Annotated in this window: 11 protein-coding genes; 2 read left to right on the top strand and 9 right to left on the bottom strand. The window is 49.6% G+C overall.

Features of this window, described 5'->3' with window-relative positions; all coding sequences use genetic code 11:
• The 8 genes from BGO59_RS25275 to BGO59_RS25240 form a co-directional block, all read right to left on the bottom strand.
• Positions 1-1,275: a beta-ketoacyl synthase gene (locus BGO59_RS25275; RefSeq protein ID WP_293688198.1), complete on the bottom strand. Its 1,275-nt coding sequence runs from the start codon at positions 1,273-1,275 to the stop codon at positions 1-3.
• A complete protein-coding gene (locus BGO59_RS25270) occupies positions 1,268-1,714 on the bottom strand; it encodes a hydroxymyristoyl-ACP dehydratase (RefSeq protein ID WP_293688195.1) in 447 nt (148 codons plus the stop codon). Before BGO59_RS25270 ends, BGO59_RS25275 begins: the two co-directional genes overlap by 8 nt.
• 9 nt (positions 1,715-1,723) lie before the next feature.
• Entirely contained in the window at positions 1,724-2,521 is a 798-nt protein-coding gene (locus tag BGO59_RS25265; protein ID WP_293688193.1) for an SDR family oxidoreductase, read from the bottom strand.
• Complete coding sequence (locus tag BGO59_RS25260; protein ID WP_293688191.1) at positions 2,515-3,567, bottom strand: type III polyketide synthase; 1,053 nt, start codon at positions 3,565-3,567, stop codon at positions 2,515-2,517. The genes BGO59_RS25265 and BGO59_RS25260 overlap by 7 nt, the downstream gene beginning before the upstream one ends.
• Positions 3,558-4,277 carry a methyltransferase domain-containing protein gene (locus BGO59_RS25255; protein ID WP_293688188.1) on the bottom strand — a complete coding sequence of 240 codons (720 nt, stop codon included), beginning with the start codon at positions 4,275-4,277 and terminating at the stop codon, positions 3,558-3,560. The genes BGO59_RS25260 and BGO59_RS25255 overlap by 10 nt, the downstream gene beginning before the upstream one ends.
• A 183-nt stretch (positions 4,278-4,460) precedes the next feature.
• Positions 4,461-5,600 (bottom strand): FAD-dependent monooxygenase, encoded by a 1,140-nt coding sequence (locus BGO59_RS25250; protein WP_293688185.1) that lies wholly within the window; start codon positions 5,598-5,600, stop codon positions 4,461-4,463.
• A 187-nt stretch (positions 5,601-5,787) separates the two neighbouring features.
• The gene (locus BGO59_RS25245; protein ID WP_293688183.1) at positions 5,788-11,280 is read right to left on the bottom strand and encodes an alpha-2-macroglobulin; all 5,493 of its coding nucleotides are present in this window, start codon (positions 11,278-11,280) and stop codon (positions 5,788-5,790) included.
• A 99-nt stretch (positions 11,281-11,379) separates the two neighbouring features.
• Positions 11,380-11,817, bottom strand: a complete 438-nt coding sequence (locus tag BGO59_RS25240) for a nuclear transport factor 2 family protein (RefSeq protein WP_293688182.1) — start codon at positions 11,815-11,817, stop codon at positions 11,380-11,382.
• Positions 11,818-11,933: 116 nt separating this feature from the next.
• Between BGO59_RS25240 and BGO59_RS25235 the strand changes: the two genes are divergently transcribed.
• Complete coding sequence (locus BGO59_RS25235; protein WP_293688179.1) at positions 11,934-12,929, top strand: YHYH protein; 996 nt, start codon at positions 11,934-11,936, stop codon at positions 12,927-12,929.
• A gap of 89 nt (positions 12,930-13,018) precedes the next feature.
• Entirely contained in the window at positions 13,019-13,642 is a 624-nt protein-coding gene (locus BGO59_RS25230; RefSeq protein WP_293688176.1) for an LPXTG cell wall anchor domain-containing protein, read from the top strand.
• A 56-nt stretch (positions 13,643-13,698) separates the two neighbouring features.
• Here BGO59_RS25230 and pbpC read toward each other — a convergent pair whose 3' ends face one another.
• A complete protein-coding gene (gene pbpC / locus BGO59_RS25225; RefSeq protein ID WP_293688173.1) occupies positions 13,699-16,125 on the bottom strand; it encodes a penicillin-binding protein 1C in 2,427 nt (808 codons plus the stop codon).
• Positions 16,126-16,128: the final 3 nt, after the last annotated feature.

Here is a 16,128-nt window from a genome sequence, read left to right as displayed (position 1 = left end):
CTATTCAAGGTTAAATTTTTTCAAAATGGCACAGGCATTCACATCGCCAAAACCAAAGTTCGCCTTCGCAATGACCTGAATATCTTTTTGAATTAGCTGTTGAGGTATTTTGTCTGAATCGATCAATGAAGCGATTTCAGGATGAATAGTTTCGGAATTGATGGAGGGGTAAATAAATCCATGATGCAGTTCTAGTACCGATGCCACACATTCAACACTACCGGCCGCACTCAGGCAATGCCCCACCATCGATTTCAGCGAGTTAATATAGGGAAAATCATTTCCGCGTCGGCCCAGCGCGTCGCACCAGGCACTTACTTCGTCCGGGTCTTTACTCGTTGCTGTTAAATGCCCGTCGATGAGATCAACAGCGGAGGGAGGAAGCTGAGCCTGCTGCAGCGCTTGTTGAATACACCGACTGACAGCTACCGAGTTTGGCGCCGTCAGCGTGCCCCCTCCTCGTTGCCCACCTGAGTTGACATGCCCACCCAGTACTTCAGCGTAGATCGTTGCATTCCGGGCCAGTGCACTTTCCAGCGATTCCAGGGTCAGGGCTCCCGCTCCGCTGGCGGGTACAAACCCTCTGGCGGTTGCACTCATCGGGCGAGACGCCTGTTCAGGTGTTTGATTGAATTGGTACGGTAACACACGCATAGCGTCGAAGCCACCCCAGATGTACGGCCCATGATCGTTACAGCTTCCTGCCAACATTCGTTTCGCCTGACCTGATGCAATACGGTCATAGGCTATCAGAAGGGCTTCGGTACCTGTTGCACAGGCCGATGAATTGGTACTGATCTGATTGCCGCAGCCTAACATACCGGCCAGATAGGCACTGACACCACTAGTCATGGTTTGTACAACAACCGTACTTCCTAACCGCCGGACCTGCCCCTGATCGACTTTATAAATGGCTTCCCTAAGTTTGTCGATACCCAAAATACCCGTACCGAACACAATACCACTTTCCCAGTCGGGTTCGTCATCGGCAACGGGCAGCCCCGCATTTTTCCAGGCCTCCATACCCGCAATTACACCGTACACAATGCCGCTGCTGTTGAGTTGCTGGAGCTGGAGCTCGCTGAAATATTGACGCTTATGTGCTTCGGTTACTGGGGGGATGCCCCCAATTTGGCAGGCGAATTTCAGGTCAGCCAACTCCTGATGGTATGTAATGCCGCTCCGGCCTGTTTTGATGGCCTCCAGAAAGTCGGGAATGCCAACGCCGTTCGGAGATACAACGCCCAAACCTGTAATAACAACTCGGTTACGCATGATTGTTGGGTTTCATCATTCCGGCAATAGTGCCCCGGCAAACCAGTTCGCCGTTACTGTTTAGCATTTCGACCTTACACTTTAACTTATGAAACCGGAAATAGTCTTTTGTAGATCGGACGATAACGGTTTCGGTAGGGAATACAGGGCGAAAAAAGTCGATCTGCGTAGACGTAAGCGCAATCTCTACTTCGCTGTTCAGGGTATCGGTTGCTAAAAATATACCCAGGCAAACCACCCCAATCTGAGCCATCACCTCGGTCAGAATAACGCCGGGTGTGACGGGCTTGTTGATAAAATGGCCTTTGTAAAATGTCGAATCTTCGGGAAAGGTGTAGCTGCCTTCAACGCCATTTTCATCAAGGGAATGCAGTTTGTCGACAAACAGAAACGGTTTGCTGTAGGGTAATCGGGCGATGATCTGGTCGAAGTGCTGCAAAGGATTAGTTTATTGAAGGTGTTCACCTCCCGTTACCGGAATAACGGTTCCGTTGATCCAGGCGGCTTCATCTGTACACAATAGATACGCAACATTGGCGATGTCGGTTGCCTGGGTCGTTCGGGCAAATGGATTTCGGTGCTGGGTGTGCGAAAGCAAAGCGTCGGACCCCGGAATCATACGTAACGAAGCTGTATCGGTAATGCCCGCCAGGATGCAGTTGGACCGGATTCCTGACGGGGCCAGTTCCAGAGCCATACTCCGGGAAATGGCTTCCAGGGCTGCCTTTGCCGCCGAAACAGCCGCGTAGTTTTTCCAGGCCCGTTGACTGCCTTCACTTGTAAAACTAATCACGCGGGCATCGGTTGCAAAGAGGTTGGCCGACAACAAGTCTTTAGTCCAGTCATACAGGCTAATGGCCATTGCGTCAATGGTTAACTGAAAATCGTCGTGCTGAAGTACCGGCTGGTTTTCGGCCAGCATTGGTTTCAGATTGCCTTTGGCCAGGCTATGGATTAACGCCCGCACCTTTCCCGACTCTCCCAAGAGCTCAGTTAATTCGGCAAGTACACTATTCCGTTTTTCGGCATTTGTTGCGTCCAGATTATAGCCCCTAACTAAAATTCCATTGGTCTGCATCTGGCTAAACTCGGCTTCTACGGCGATCTGGTCGGCTTTACGGGTACGGTGTACAATGCAGAGATTCATACCATTCTGCGCCAGTTTGTGCGCTGTAGCAAGCCCCAGCCCCGAACTGCCGCCCAGAATAACGGCCCAATAATTCAGTCCATCAAATTCCTTTACCATCGTAACAGAACCCGTTGCGCTGAAAAACCCGGTCCAAAACTAAGCATCAGCCCATACGAATCTTTTTCCGGCTGGCGTTCCATAAAGCGCTCAAGCACGTAAAGTACCGTTGCACTCGACATGTTACCATACAGGCGTAATACTTCTCTTGTATCGTCGATATTCTTGCCTAATTTCCCAAAAAGCTCCTGTACTACTTCCACAATTTTACGCCCCCCCGGATGGAAAATCAGGTGAGAAATCTGGTCGATGGCCAGTTTGTTTTTGGCTAGAAAGGGGAAAATAATATCAGAGAAGTGGGCGGCAATGGTTTCGGTTACGGACTTGTCGAGAATCATCTGCAAACCTGTGTTGGTCAGGTCGAAGCCCATCAAGTGGGTAGCATCGTAGAAATGATACATCTCCTCGGCCAGAATCTCAGGACCAGAATCGTTGTCGTTGGCCGAAAGCAGCACACAGGCAGCACCATCGCCAAAAATAGCTGCGCTAACGATGTTTGCCATTGAAAAATCGTCCAGCTGAAAGGTAGACGTTGGCGATTCAACGGCCAGCAAAGCGGCTCGTTTACCCGGATTAGCTTTTAAAAAGTTCTTGGCGTAAATGATGCCCGAAATACCAGCTACGCACCCCATTTCGGTAACGGGCAACCGCACAATATCCTGTCGCATGTGCATACTGTTGATCAGATACGCGTCGAGCGAGGGAATCATAATGCCTGTACAACTGACCGTTATCAGGAAATCGATGTCTGTAATAGCCCAGTCGGTTTTGGCTAATGCACTAGTCAGTGCGGTTTCGGCCAGCTTGATGGATTCGCGGGCATACAGGGCATTTTTTTCTTCAAAAGAGGTTTTGGTAAATACCTCCGTAGGGCCCATAATGGAATACCGTCGGTCAACAGCCGCGTTTTCAAATACCTTTTTAACCTTGCGCTGAAACCGCGAATCCTGACCGGCCAGCCACTGATCCAGAAAGGGTAAAATATCGGAAGTATCCCGCCAATTGGATGGTAAGGCTTTTGCTACTGACGTAATTTTTACTGACATAGGTTTTTAATAATCCATTGATAGCGAAAAGCCCATTTCCAGCGAATACGGTAATTCGCTAGTTGGAGTTGCCGGGAATAGTATTCTAACTCGTTTTTTTTGAAACCCCGTAAAATGGAGATGAGTCCATCTTCTCTTGATAGATCGTTGAGCTGGAAAATGAAGCAAATCAGTTGGAACAGTCGATAGGCCAGCGCACTCCGGTGCAAATCATTTATAACGATACCCAACCGGGCTTTGTTTGCCAGCAAGGCCATTAGTGAGAGAATATCGGCATCCGAAAAATGATGTAACGTCAGGGTACATACGGCAACATCGTATTGAAGGCTGGCGAAGCTCTCGTCGAACACATTCTGAACGGCATACGAAATGGTCGGGTAATTTTTGGAGCAAAGCTGTGCATGAGCAATGGTGTCGGGGTTCGCATCGATGCCCAGGATATTGATTGTCAGCTTTTCACGGTTGGCGTAATCGGCAATGGCCCGGCACATATCCCCGTTGCCACAACCAATGTCGATAATGGTCAGTGATGTAGTTGAAGAGCAGTGTTGACGTAAATAGTGAATGCCATCAAGGGTAATTTTATTACCGCCCAACCACCGATTGATTGTCGCAATTTTATCTAATGCATCGCGTAAATCAGTACCTGCCAACTCAAAATCGTCCAGCGCTTCTTCCTGACTCGTACGGTGTGAAGTATCTAAGGGCATCTGTAATGGATAATGGACAATGAAAAATGTAAAATGAATTACGTGATGTCAGATGCTTTCATCTGACACAGTGAGGTTTCTCAAAACCTCGTTTAGCTTCTTTATGAAGGTTTTGAGAAACCTTACCGTGTCGGTTTCTTAAAACCGACACCACAGCGGTATAACAATGGCATTATCCATTTTTCATTGTCCATTATCCATTAATTTCCCATGGGTTTGTTTTATGATCAATGGCAAAAGGCTGGGTGTCAGTTGGAGGCTTTTTAGCATAACTGATGCAGCCAGGGGATGTTGCAAAAGGGATTGTAAAAGACGCCCGGCGGTTAATCGATTGATAAACTCGTTTCGCCAGGCAAGGGCATAACTCTTTTCCAGAGCTGCTCTGTCTTTTAGTTGCCCATGAAAATAAGCAATAATCCGTTCCGATACCAATTTAGCACTGTGAATCGCCATAGCCATACCGTTGCCGCACAAAGGATGAATAAGCCCGGCGGTATCACCGCACATCAATATATGGGTGTCGACAGGTTGTTTGGGTGCGAAGGAAATCTGGCTGATAACCAATGGTTTGTCGAAGGCGAGTTGGGCGTTTGAAAAGAAATGGGCTAAGTGCGGATTCTGCGACAGGACCTGACGTTGAAACGTGTCGATGTTTTTATAGGCTTTAAAACTCTCATAGGTAGCCAGATAACAGGCATTGACAAGGCCGTTTTCGACCTGACATAACCCACAGTATCCACCATGAAAGTTATGCAACGATACCAGTCCTTCTGGGAAATCAGCTTTGTAGTGTGCTTTTACACCCAGCCAGGGCGATTCTTTTTGGATAAAGGCCCGGTTTAATTGTTTGTCCAGCAATGACCGCTTCCCGTAGGCCCCAATCGCGATTTTGGCATGGAAATTTGTGCCGGAAGCGGTTTCGATGGTAAACACATTCGTAGTCTCCTGAAATGAAATACGCTTTACTTCATCCTGGATGATCGTTACACCCGACTGAACAGCGTTTTGCGCCAGATGGTTATCCAGTGCGTATCGGCTTACCGAAAAGCCTCCTAATGGCAAAGCGCTCTCAATTGTATTACCTGATACCGTACTGATTGAAAAATGACCGATTCGTGCCGGATTTAATTCATCCACCGAGATGCCTAACTGGTGTAGATAAGGTAGTACTTCGTTGGATACGTATTCGCCACAAACCTTATGATGCGGGTATGCCAGTTTCTCAAACAAGATCACACGCAGATTATGCTGGGCAAGATGAATACCGGCTGTTAACCCTGCTAGGCCACCACCAATAATCACTATGTCGGCATTGGATAGCATGGGTAGGGCTAGTTAGTTGACGGGTTAACTGGTTGCTTAGGGAAGATGTTTGTTGGGCTGTTTACCTCACCGCTACGTCGGACCGCTCCGGCCCCTCTCCTGAAACCAGAAGAGGGGAGACTCGTTTAGAGATTTTGGTTGTCAACAATACGCTGAGTTTGGGATGGTCGGCCGTGGCTGAAGTACATCACTTCACCATCAGTGTACCGGCGCCATTATAACTGCGGTATTCGCTATTGTACATGGCATCGGCAGAGACCGGGCCGACTACGAAACGGCCTTTCGAAACGGCACGGGCCAGGTAATAGAACGTTTGCTCGCTGCCCGTAGCCGAGGTGTAAAAATTGATACGGTCGTCGCGAAGGTCGAAATAGTCGGGAACGGACGGTTTCTGAATCCAGTCCATATCGCGGGGTTCGGTTAAGCGCGGGTTTTCAACTTCCAGACCGGCCGGTAGTAAATCGGTGACCACTACATTATCGACTGATAGGCCGTTGGTGCTGGTCAGGGTGATTTTAATAACTACCAGATCGTTTTGTCGAATGTCGCTTATGGGTTGCCCATCGCGGCTGAGGTATTCCCGACGAACACGTAACCCATTATCCTCTTCCGGGACTTTGCCGCTGGCTGGAATACCTTCACTCTGTGCGAAATAATACACATTACCCGAGCCACTGGCGTTGATCTGTAAAGGTGCATTAGTAGGCACTCGTTTGATGTTCAGCAGTACATCGTTCATGGTTCCCAGCGATTTCCCGGCAGATGTTAACGTTGCAGTTGCCGTACTGTTGGCGGTTTGTCGAGCCAGCTTACCAAGCGATAAAAAGGCAAAAGCCGCTTCCTGCGTGTTTAGGTATGGGGTTTGCTTTAGAGCACCAGCGAGTTGCCGGGCCAACGTCGGAATCTGTAGGTTATCCCGATCGGATTCAACCAGCGCATCCAGCGTCAGGGCCAGGTTTCGGATGGGCGATGCATAACTATCTCCCGTTTGCCGACCTATGGTGTTGTCCGTAAACCGTTTGGGTAACAGTGCCGAAAAACTACGGGTATCGCCGACGAGGAAGAAGGTTGAAGCTAATAAATAGCGGCTATCGGTCGTCAATAAGCCTGCATTCTGTTTGTAATAATTCATGGCTGACCGATTCGGCTTACCGGCCACCGCTAAGGCATAGAGTGCGTAAATACTGGTGCGGCTAGCCAATTTACGGGTTGTTCGCCCGCCCGCTTCGTCATAGACAACGACATCCTCGGTAGCGGGCGCGTTTGTTAGGGTGGTTAGGTAATCCATTGCCGAACTCAGCACCGATGATCGAACTTCGTAACCGGCTTCCTGGGCTTCGGCCAGAAAATGAACGGCATAGGCAGACGCCCAGCTATCGACGGTTGAGCGTCCCTGCAACGACGGCATACCGGGCCACATCGTAAACCCTCCACCCGGCACCTGCTGGCTTTCGACTTTCTGGATGGCTTGCCGAACATTGGTTGCTGGATTTAGATCGCTCTCACCCGCCCGCACGAAATACACGTTTGCCGAAAGTTGCTTCGCCAGATCGGCAAAATACAGTTGTGGGAATGCTTTTGAAATGGTCTGTTCGATACAGCCATGCGGATAGCCCAGCAGATACGACAATTCGCGCCCATACTGCGCTACCGGCGACCGACTGAGTGTGATACTGGCTTTTGCCGTACCCGGCAGGAAATTACTTGCCAATTGTAACGACTGCGATTTTTCTCCGGCTACGGCTCCCGACAAGGTAGTTTTCTGCAAGGATGCGGCCGGGCGAACGGTAATGTCAGTTTTTTCGGTAAAGGTTTCACCCAGGCCGTTGGCTGTAATTGTAATGCTGCCCGTTCCGATGACCTGTTTGGCTGAGATACGGAAAGTAGTCCGCCCTTCACGTCCGGCTGGGATGGTCAATTTCTGTGTACTGAGGCTATCAACGGTTAGTGGGCCGGTTAAGCTTAGTCGGGCAGTAATGGTCGCTGGATTTTTAGTCGTGTTGCTCAGATTGACGGGCAGTTCCAGATTGTCGCCGGGAGTCAGGAAGCGGGGGACGCCGGTGCTGATCACAATGGGGTCGGCTACTTTCATGTTGGTGTTGGCCGAGCCGAACGCGTTGTCTTTGTAGGCAACAGCCATAACCCGCAGATCGCCCGAAAACTGTGGAATATCGACCGAGAATTCGGCTTCGCCATCGAAACCCGTTTCCAGAATACCACTCCATAAGGCTACCAGCCGAACCCGGCCATTGCTCAATGGATTCACCCGTTTTTCCAGATCATAACCATCCCCCCCAACGCTTGACGATGATTTCAGCGAGAGTTCGGGGTAGAGCAGCGCATATAAATCGTGGCTGCTGACTTCGAGGGCGCGTTTCTGGTAGAAAAAACCGTGCGGGTCAGGTGTTTTGAAATTCTTCAGTTGCAGAATCCCTTCGTCCACAACAGCTACGGTTACCTGGGCATTGCGGGCGGTTTTAATCTTAATGGTTTGCTTCGTTTTTGAGCGCGACTGCATAGCTGCTGTAATCGTCACCGGGAGTTTCGTATCGGCATCCTGAACCAGTACCGGAGCAAAGCCGTGGGCAACGGTCAAGGGTAAATTCGTATTGTCCATAGCCCGGATCAGCGTAGCCGTGATATACACGTTCGGCAAATGCTGACTGCCTACCGCAAAGCTCCACTCCGCCGATTTGTTCGTGGTGGTCAGCCATTGTTGCTCCAGTACGTTGTTTCGTTCTACCGTTACCAGAAGCTTTCCATCGAACGGTGCTTTAAACAGCACTTTGGCTTTATCGCCGGTTTGATAAGTTGGCTTGTCGAGAGTCATGAGCACCTGCCCTTCCTGGCTAACTTCAAACGAGGAGGCCGACGTGCTGCCGTAGCCGTATGCATAAAATCCCGTGGCCGCATAGTTGACGCCCCCCGGCCGACGTACCCGGATTTCATACTCGCCCGAAACGGTTGGTACGTACCGGAAACTGGCTTTTCCTGCTTTAAACAGAAGCGTGTTGGTGTAAACCGATTTCTCGCGTCGTTTGGTGCTGTATTTAATACGAGCCTGGTCACCTTCGCCTTCTTTTTCGATGACGGTTTGATAATCGTAGCGAACCACTTCCACATTGGCCGAAGCCGATGGCCGAAGCGTTCCCGTTGGGTCGAGAGCTACGAGTTCGGCGGCTACAGGCGCATTGGTAGCGACATAGGTGTCCGGTAATCGAACGCCATAAAACGTATCCTGCGTCAGAACGTCCAGCCGACGGAGCCGATTGACGGGGCGTCCGTTTTCATCAAAAACCGTAACGAACAATTTGGCTTCCAGCAGACCAATGTCCTGATAGGCCGCCGAGATGGGGAATTTCTCGGTAGCCTGCCCGTTGGCATTGGTGCGCCCCTGGCGAAGTTCTTTTGGGAACGGATCGGCTTTCCCGGTAGCGTTAGCTCCGGGCGATGTTTCACCTGAGGGAATGCTGAAGTCGTAATCGCCGTACCCGTTCGGGGCGAATGCTTTTCGCTTGAGCTGCAATTCCATTTCATAGGCCCGGTCAGAAGCGGGTGGGCCAAACAAGTTCATGGCCGTGGCCGAGAGCGTGATCGTTTGCCCTGATTTATAACTGGTTTTGTCGGTCAGCACATCTACCTTGATCCGGTCGGGGATAAACTCTTCCACGCTAACGGGCTGCGAGGTAAGCAACACGTTATTGGCATTGAGGACCTCAATCGTATAGGTGCCCGTAACAGCGGCCGGATTAAGTGGTACATCCGTGGTAACGGCTCCCTGGGCATTGGTGGTTTTGCGGAAGGCACTCATTTCGCGCCCATTGGGAGCCAACACGCGAATCAGAACAGGAATTTCGCCTACGCTCTGCCAGGTCTGCGACCGAATCACTGTATTGAAATGAATGGTTTCGCCGGGTCGGTAGATATCACGGTCGCCATATACGAACGCATCAAAACCCGATTCGTTGTCGTATTTACCTTCGACCTCAAAACGGGAAGTTTCGACTTCGGTATCGGGTAAAAACAGGAAATTAAAGTCGTCGTCTGTTCTGGCGGTAATAAGCGCAATTTTAAAACCAGGTGCTTTTTCAGTGATTTTGTCAAATCGGATAAAGCCGCTGCCATCCGTTTTCAGCGTGTATACCGACTGATTGTTGCTACTCACCAACGTAACCTCAACGCCCTGAATCGGTTCTGCCGTACGAATGGAATTCGCCCAGATTAGAATCTCATTTTTGGTCTGATGCGCTACCAGGCCGATATCGGAAACGGAAACCAACTGGCTGGCCTGCAAATAGGCCTCGTCTTTTGAATTGACAGACACCAGATAAACACCCCGAAACGTATTGTTCTGTTGAGGTAGAGAGAGATTTAAGGCTGAAACCCCTCGGACTTTAGGCAGGTCGGTGGTCTCGACCGTTTTATTGACGAGAACATCGCTCAGATCGCCCTGTTCGTCGTCGCTGTAGCTGAAGGCTCCCGATGGCCCCCATTCGCCATTCGGCTTCTCCTTGTATTCTTCGTAGCGGTTGTTGCGGAAATAGTTCAGCAGGTTGTTTTCATACACTTTCGAAATCTTGACCTGTACTTTGGGCACGTTCACAATATTCAGCCCCACATTCCGCGCTCCTTTTGAGGATAGATAAAGCGCCTTTTTATTGGCGAACTGAATGCTGGCGGGCATTCTTCCGAAAAACAAATCCTTGGTTACAGGTTCAGCCAGTTTGGTACCCAACACCCCGCGAATCTCGTCGGTAAGCGTGAGGACATACGTATCGGTTTCGTTGAAGTCGCCCCGAATGATAAAGCCATTCTCGGTTAGTTCGGCGCTGGTTTCCACCTGCGGCTGAATGGTGTAATATTGAGCTAGATTTCCGGGTTGCAGTTCCTGGGTCGTAATGACCCGCACTACGCCCCGGTTGTTCTCGAAACTGGTCTGTACATCGGCCACATCGACTTTAAAACGCGAGGGTAAGGTGCTAGTTTCTTCAATAGGCTCTTTACTGACATAAGCCGTATTGGGTACTTTCAGGCCCTTGTCAATTTTCAGCGTCAGCGGCTGTTCATTCTTCTCGGCTGGTGCATTGGTCAGGTTTAGCGCAATCGAGTTTTGGCCTTCGCTGGGGGTACTCTGAATGGTCAGGGCTTTGTCTTCCGCTGTTGCCGATATCTTGCTTGTGACGTCTGCTGCCGATACAGGGTAGTTGAAGTTCAACCGTGTTTTGGCGAGGGGCTGCCCGGTCTCCCGTGATTTGGTCCACCAGTTTTCGGTGCTGGTCAGTTGCAGATAGGGCGTATGAAAATTAATGTCTTCACCCGATACCTTCAGGTCTTTTGCTTCGGAGCGTTTGAGCAGGTCATCGGTTAGTTCGGCGCGGTAGTCTGTGGCCGGATCGAAAGCGACGGCTGGCGAAAAGACTAGTTCATTGGGCGCTACCCATTTAAATTTCCCCCGAACGGCTGGAATGAACCGAACATACTGGGTTGAGTCCCACTCATCGAACTGATTGGATGGGCCAACGTTTTTATTGAACGTAAAGGTCAGGTTCTGAGTCTGTTGAATTTCATCATCGAAATTACGCCCAACAACCGCTACTTCGTTGAACGACAGACGAGAACATTGAAAAAGGAATAGCGATAAACCGATAGCAACGAATAGCGGACGGAGAAAGAGTCGCATTGGCATGAGGGTAGGAATGAATGGCCGAATATAGACGAAAAAACCCACTCCAAAATTGCGGAGTGGGTTGATTTTCAGCAGGCGACTTAGTAAGCGGTACTACCGTGTAGGGGTAAACTGAATGTTGGATATTTTCCAGCCGCTTCCCTGTTTTACGCATACGACGGAGAACATAACGGTTGCATCAAAGCCATTTCCCTGTACGGCTCCTTTGGTTTTCCAGCTTCCGGTAACCACGGCCGCATCGTTGTTATACTGCCGTGTCGATGCATTCGAAACAGCGCCCGTTTCGACAACCACATAACCTCCGCCAACGCCCTGTATGAGCTGACTGCCATCCACGCTGCTGCCATCGAATGAGATCAGTACGCAATCGCTGGTGAGCAATTTGCCAAGGGTGTTGCCGTCTTCATCGAGCATTGCTTTGAAAAAAGCATTACTGGCAGTGGCTGGGTCTTGCGTTGGGTCGGCGGCTTGCTGAGCAAAGGAATAGGTAAGCAGACAAAAGCTGGCGATTACAGTAAGGATAAATTTCATGGTCGGTTTAGTTTACACCGATAAATTTAGAACAGCTTTATTAAAAAACTACCAGAATGCGTAGGAACTACTCGTAGTAAGTCGTCTAAGCAGTTGGTGTTAACTTCCAATTCGCTATGTTTTTCGACAAAAAAATTAATTACGCTACATTCGGCTTTGCTTACCTGGTGTTAAGTATATCGTTGTTTCTGGTTACGATAAGCTGTAGTAAAGAAAATGACCCGACAGCAACCTCGTCTGATGAAGTTGTTATTGACGTTGACCCATCGCTTTTTATTCATGCAGGTCTGGCTGAGCCGATTACAAAAGTAGCAAGGACTCTCTCGGATGGCACCTCAGCAACCTGTTATAAAATTGTTACCAATAATACACCAACGGAACATGCTGTTGGCCCCTGGTGTCCAACCAACATCACGGATAATGCCAGCAAAGGAGGGATCTGGTTTGAAGGCGGAAAAGTATACGATGTCGATGGCGCATTTATTAAAAATCTGGCCAGCTTTTACAACGATGCGGTCTGGAAACTATACAATGCCGATGGCAGTATTAAAGTGACTAACACGAAAGCGGCTTGTGAAGCTGCCGCCCGGCCCAATGTAGACCCTGCCTACAATAACTATTGCGTAGAATGCCAGCCATCTTATGTATCGGGCCTGAAAAAAACGTTTTATATTCCCATAAAGCCGGTAAAGTTAAGTCAGTCGGCTTCTGTTATGGGCATGGGTACCGTTGTCGGTATAGCGTTTAATGGTGTCAATTTTGATCCACCTGCTCCCACCTCAGCTATTCTTGGTGCACATACGCTGGCTCCTTTGGACGATGCGGGTGGCCACGTCAATACGGCCACTGGCTATCATTACCATGCGGCTACCGGCCTAACCAAAAAAATTGCTCAAAGTGATGGTCATGCCGCCATGATTGGTTATGCTATGGATGGCTATGGCCTGTATGAGCGACTGGATGCAAGTGGAAAAGAACCTACTGACCTTGATGCCAATCGGGGCCATTATGACAGTGTGCGGGGATACCACTACCATGTAGCTTACGCTGGAAATAACAGTTTTATCAGTGGCTTCAGAGGAGCACAAGGCTCATTTTCGGTGAGTTTCTAAGTTAGTTTTTCTATTAGGCCGGGTCTTTTTTTGGGATATAATCCGGTTGCTCATTTCCGGAAATCGCTAACTACTAGTCAATTATGAGTATGAAGAGAGCTTTTTTGATTTCTCTGTTTCTATACATTCCTACTTTTTTATACGCACATAATCCGCAGATCTCGACGATTGTGCTGGCTCAAAATAGGGCCGGGCAGTGGAATGTACTTATCGGATCGAGCTTATCGGCTTTTCAATATGCCTTACAAACGAAAGGTTTATTGAAAGAGTCGGATACGTTACAGGCAGCAGCGTTTCAAAAGATGATCCTGGAACATCTGCGAGAAAACATCCAGATAAGGGCAAACGGCCATGGTCCAATAGAACTTAAACGTGGAATGGTCATACTGAATCATCAGACAGATGTTCGGTTTGATTTATCTGGAATGCCTCAGCAATTACAAACGATTACAATCCGACAGGGAAGCTTTGCCAGTCTCAGAAACCATTATTGTATACTCAAAATTTTTCCTGATGGTGGTAGTGTTAGAAGTTTCATTTTGCAGGAAAGCAACGATTTTATGATTTCGTTGAAACTCAATAATAATGAATTAGTTGAGGCTTTTCCTGAGAAGCATACAAACTGGGCCCCGTGGTTAGGCATGGTTGGGATCCTGATGCTTCTAGGAACCTACTTGTTTTTACATCGAAGAAATAAAGTACTAGTCGCTTAACGCAGACGTTGTTTGCATTCGTGAGGGCAGGTTGTTAGAAAAGTCCGGCCAAACGATCAAAGTGGTTTTATCAGTATGCGAATATCGCTGCTTTGGCCTTTGTCATCGGCGCAGGAAATTTTGAGAGCCCCTGGTTGGGGTTTGAAAAAGATGGCTTCGGTTGGTTTGGCCCGACGGTAGAGCTTATCGTTCAGATACCAGAAGACCGTTTGTACATCATTGGCGGCCTGACAGCTTAATTCCATTTCGGCTGGTTGTTTAGCGTTGATGAAGTACTCGCTGCCCGCATGCAGGCTGGTAATTTGGGGAGCGGCCTGGCTTGTATTGCCAAAAACACGCTCGCAGGCCGGATTATGTGGGGGTACTACTTCAAACGGAATATGCCGACTCTGGTAAAAGGCCACAACCTCCGGCGTTAGATTGGGATACGATTTCCGAACAAAGCCTGAATCGGGTAAGCAGTGTGCACAATAAGAGATGGTGCCCCCAGCATTGGTAAAAACAGCTTTCCGGTGCTGACAACGCCGATACCGCGAAACCCCCATAATGCAGTAGTCGGTTACGGGGTTCTGGCAAAACTCGCCCGGAACGTCGCCTGTTTCAGGACAGATGAGCCGCATCGATAATCGGGTTTCACCTTTGGGGGGCTGAAACCAACCCGTGGGTGAGTTGTAATCCAGTACGTTGAAAAGCTGAAACAACAAAGGCGTAGCCGTATTGGCGCCACTTAATTCAGCTACGCCTACCCCCGAAAAGTTGCCGACCCAAACGCCAATCGTATACCGTTGATTATAGCCAATGCTCCAGGCATCGCGCCGACCATACGACGTTCCGGTTTTCCAGGCAATGCGGGGTAGGTGATAGCTATTGTCGAAATTGTTGGGCAAATCGGGGCGGGTAATCTGCGTGAGCGTATGCGTAACCAGGTACGTGGCTTCGGGCGAGAGGAGAGGTATGTTCACCTCACCCCCCGGCCCCCTCTCCTTAAAAAAAGGAGAGGGCGGGAAAGTACGCAATCTATCTCCCCCCTCTCCTGATTTCAGGAGAGGAGCCGGGGGGGAGGTAAACCGCAACGGTTCCCATCTGCCCCCGTTTGCCAATCCTGTATACAATCGGGTCATTTCTTCGAGCGTAACCCCACAACCGCCCAGGATCATGGAAAGCCCTAGTTCGTTTTTCTGCTTTTTGATGGCCGAGAAACCCGCTTTCTGGAGCGTTGACACAAGAGTTGGGGTGCCCACTTCTTTCAGAAGGGCCACCGCCGGAATATTCAGCGAATTGGCTAGCGCGAATTCTGCCGTGACGGGGCCGTTGAACCGACGGTCGAAATTGTCGGGTTGATAACCGCTGAAATTGGTGGGTACGTCGGCCAGTTTGGTTTTAGGCGTAATCATACCGGCATCGAATGCAAGCCCGTAAAGCAATGGTTTCAGGGCACTTCCCGGTGACCGCACAGCGCGCACGCCATCGACCTGCCCACCATCGAACGTGTTCGTAAAATCGGACGAACCAACATAGGCGACAACATCTCGGGTATGGTTATCCACAACCAGCACCGCCGAATTGTGGATATTATAGCTTCGAATGCGGTTGGCATATTGCTGAACCAGTCGCTCAACGGTGGTTTGCGTACCTGGGCTAAGCGTGGATTGGATAATCGGCATAGTTGGATACTCAGCCCGGAGCCGTCGCGATAAGTGCGGAGCTTGTTGAGGTGCTTCATGGCGATAAACCTGCAAGGGCTCAGTCTGTGCATCCCGAATGGTAGCGTCATCAAAAAGACCAGCCTCCCGAAAGCGCCCGAGCCATCGATCACGCTCCTTCCTGACAAGCGAATTTCGAACGCCCAGACGAAGACTGGATGGCCGGTTTGGAATGATGGTTAAGGTCGTGATTTCGGCCAGGCTAAGCAAGGCAGGTGGTTTGCCGAAATAAAGCAGTGATGCCGATTTCAGTCCTTCGATATTGCTGCCGTAAGGAATCAGGTTCAGATAGAGTTGCAGGATTTCGTCTTTTGAATAGTGAAGTTCCAACTGTAATGCCCGGAACAACTCGATCAGTTTGGCCCCATAGGTTCGCTGGTGGGGTTCGAGTAGCCGAACGGTCTGCATTGTGATGGTCGATGCTCCCGATGTCCGTCGGCCTGTCAGGGTATTTCGGAATGCTGCCCGTAGCAATGCAATCGGGTTGAAGCCCGGATGGTAGCGAAAATATTTATCTTCTTTAAACAGGATAGCTTCGCGTAGGGTAGGAGTAATTTCATCCAGTTCGGCATACATACGCCACTTATCGTCGCGGCTCAGGAAGGCGTGTAAAATAGTGCCATCACGAGCCGTAACGAGGGTTGAATACGAAACATGTGTTCGGAGAGGAAAGAAAAAATCAAGGGCAAAAAAAATCAATAGCACTGCCAGAACGGTTTTAGCTACACCCGATTGCCAGAACCGCTGGGCGATCTGTATTCCTTTTTGCCTTAATGACATGAC

Source organism: Spirosoma sp. 48-14, from assembly GCF_001898575.1.
GTDB lineage: Bacteria > Bacteroidota > Bacteroidia > Cytophagales > Spirosomataceae > Spirosoma.
The sequence above is the reverse complement of the archived record's forward strand: the minus strand, read 5'-3'. Positions and strand labels throughout refer to the sequence as shown.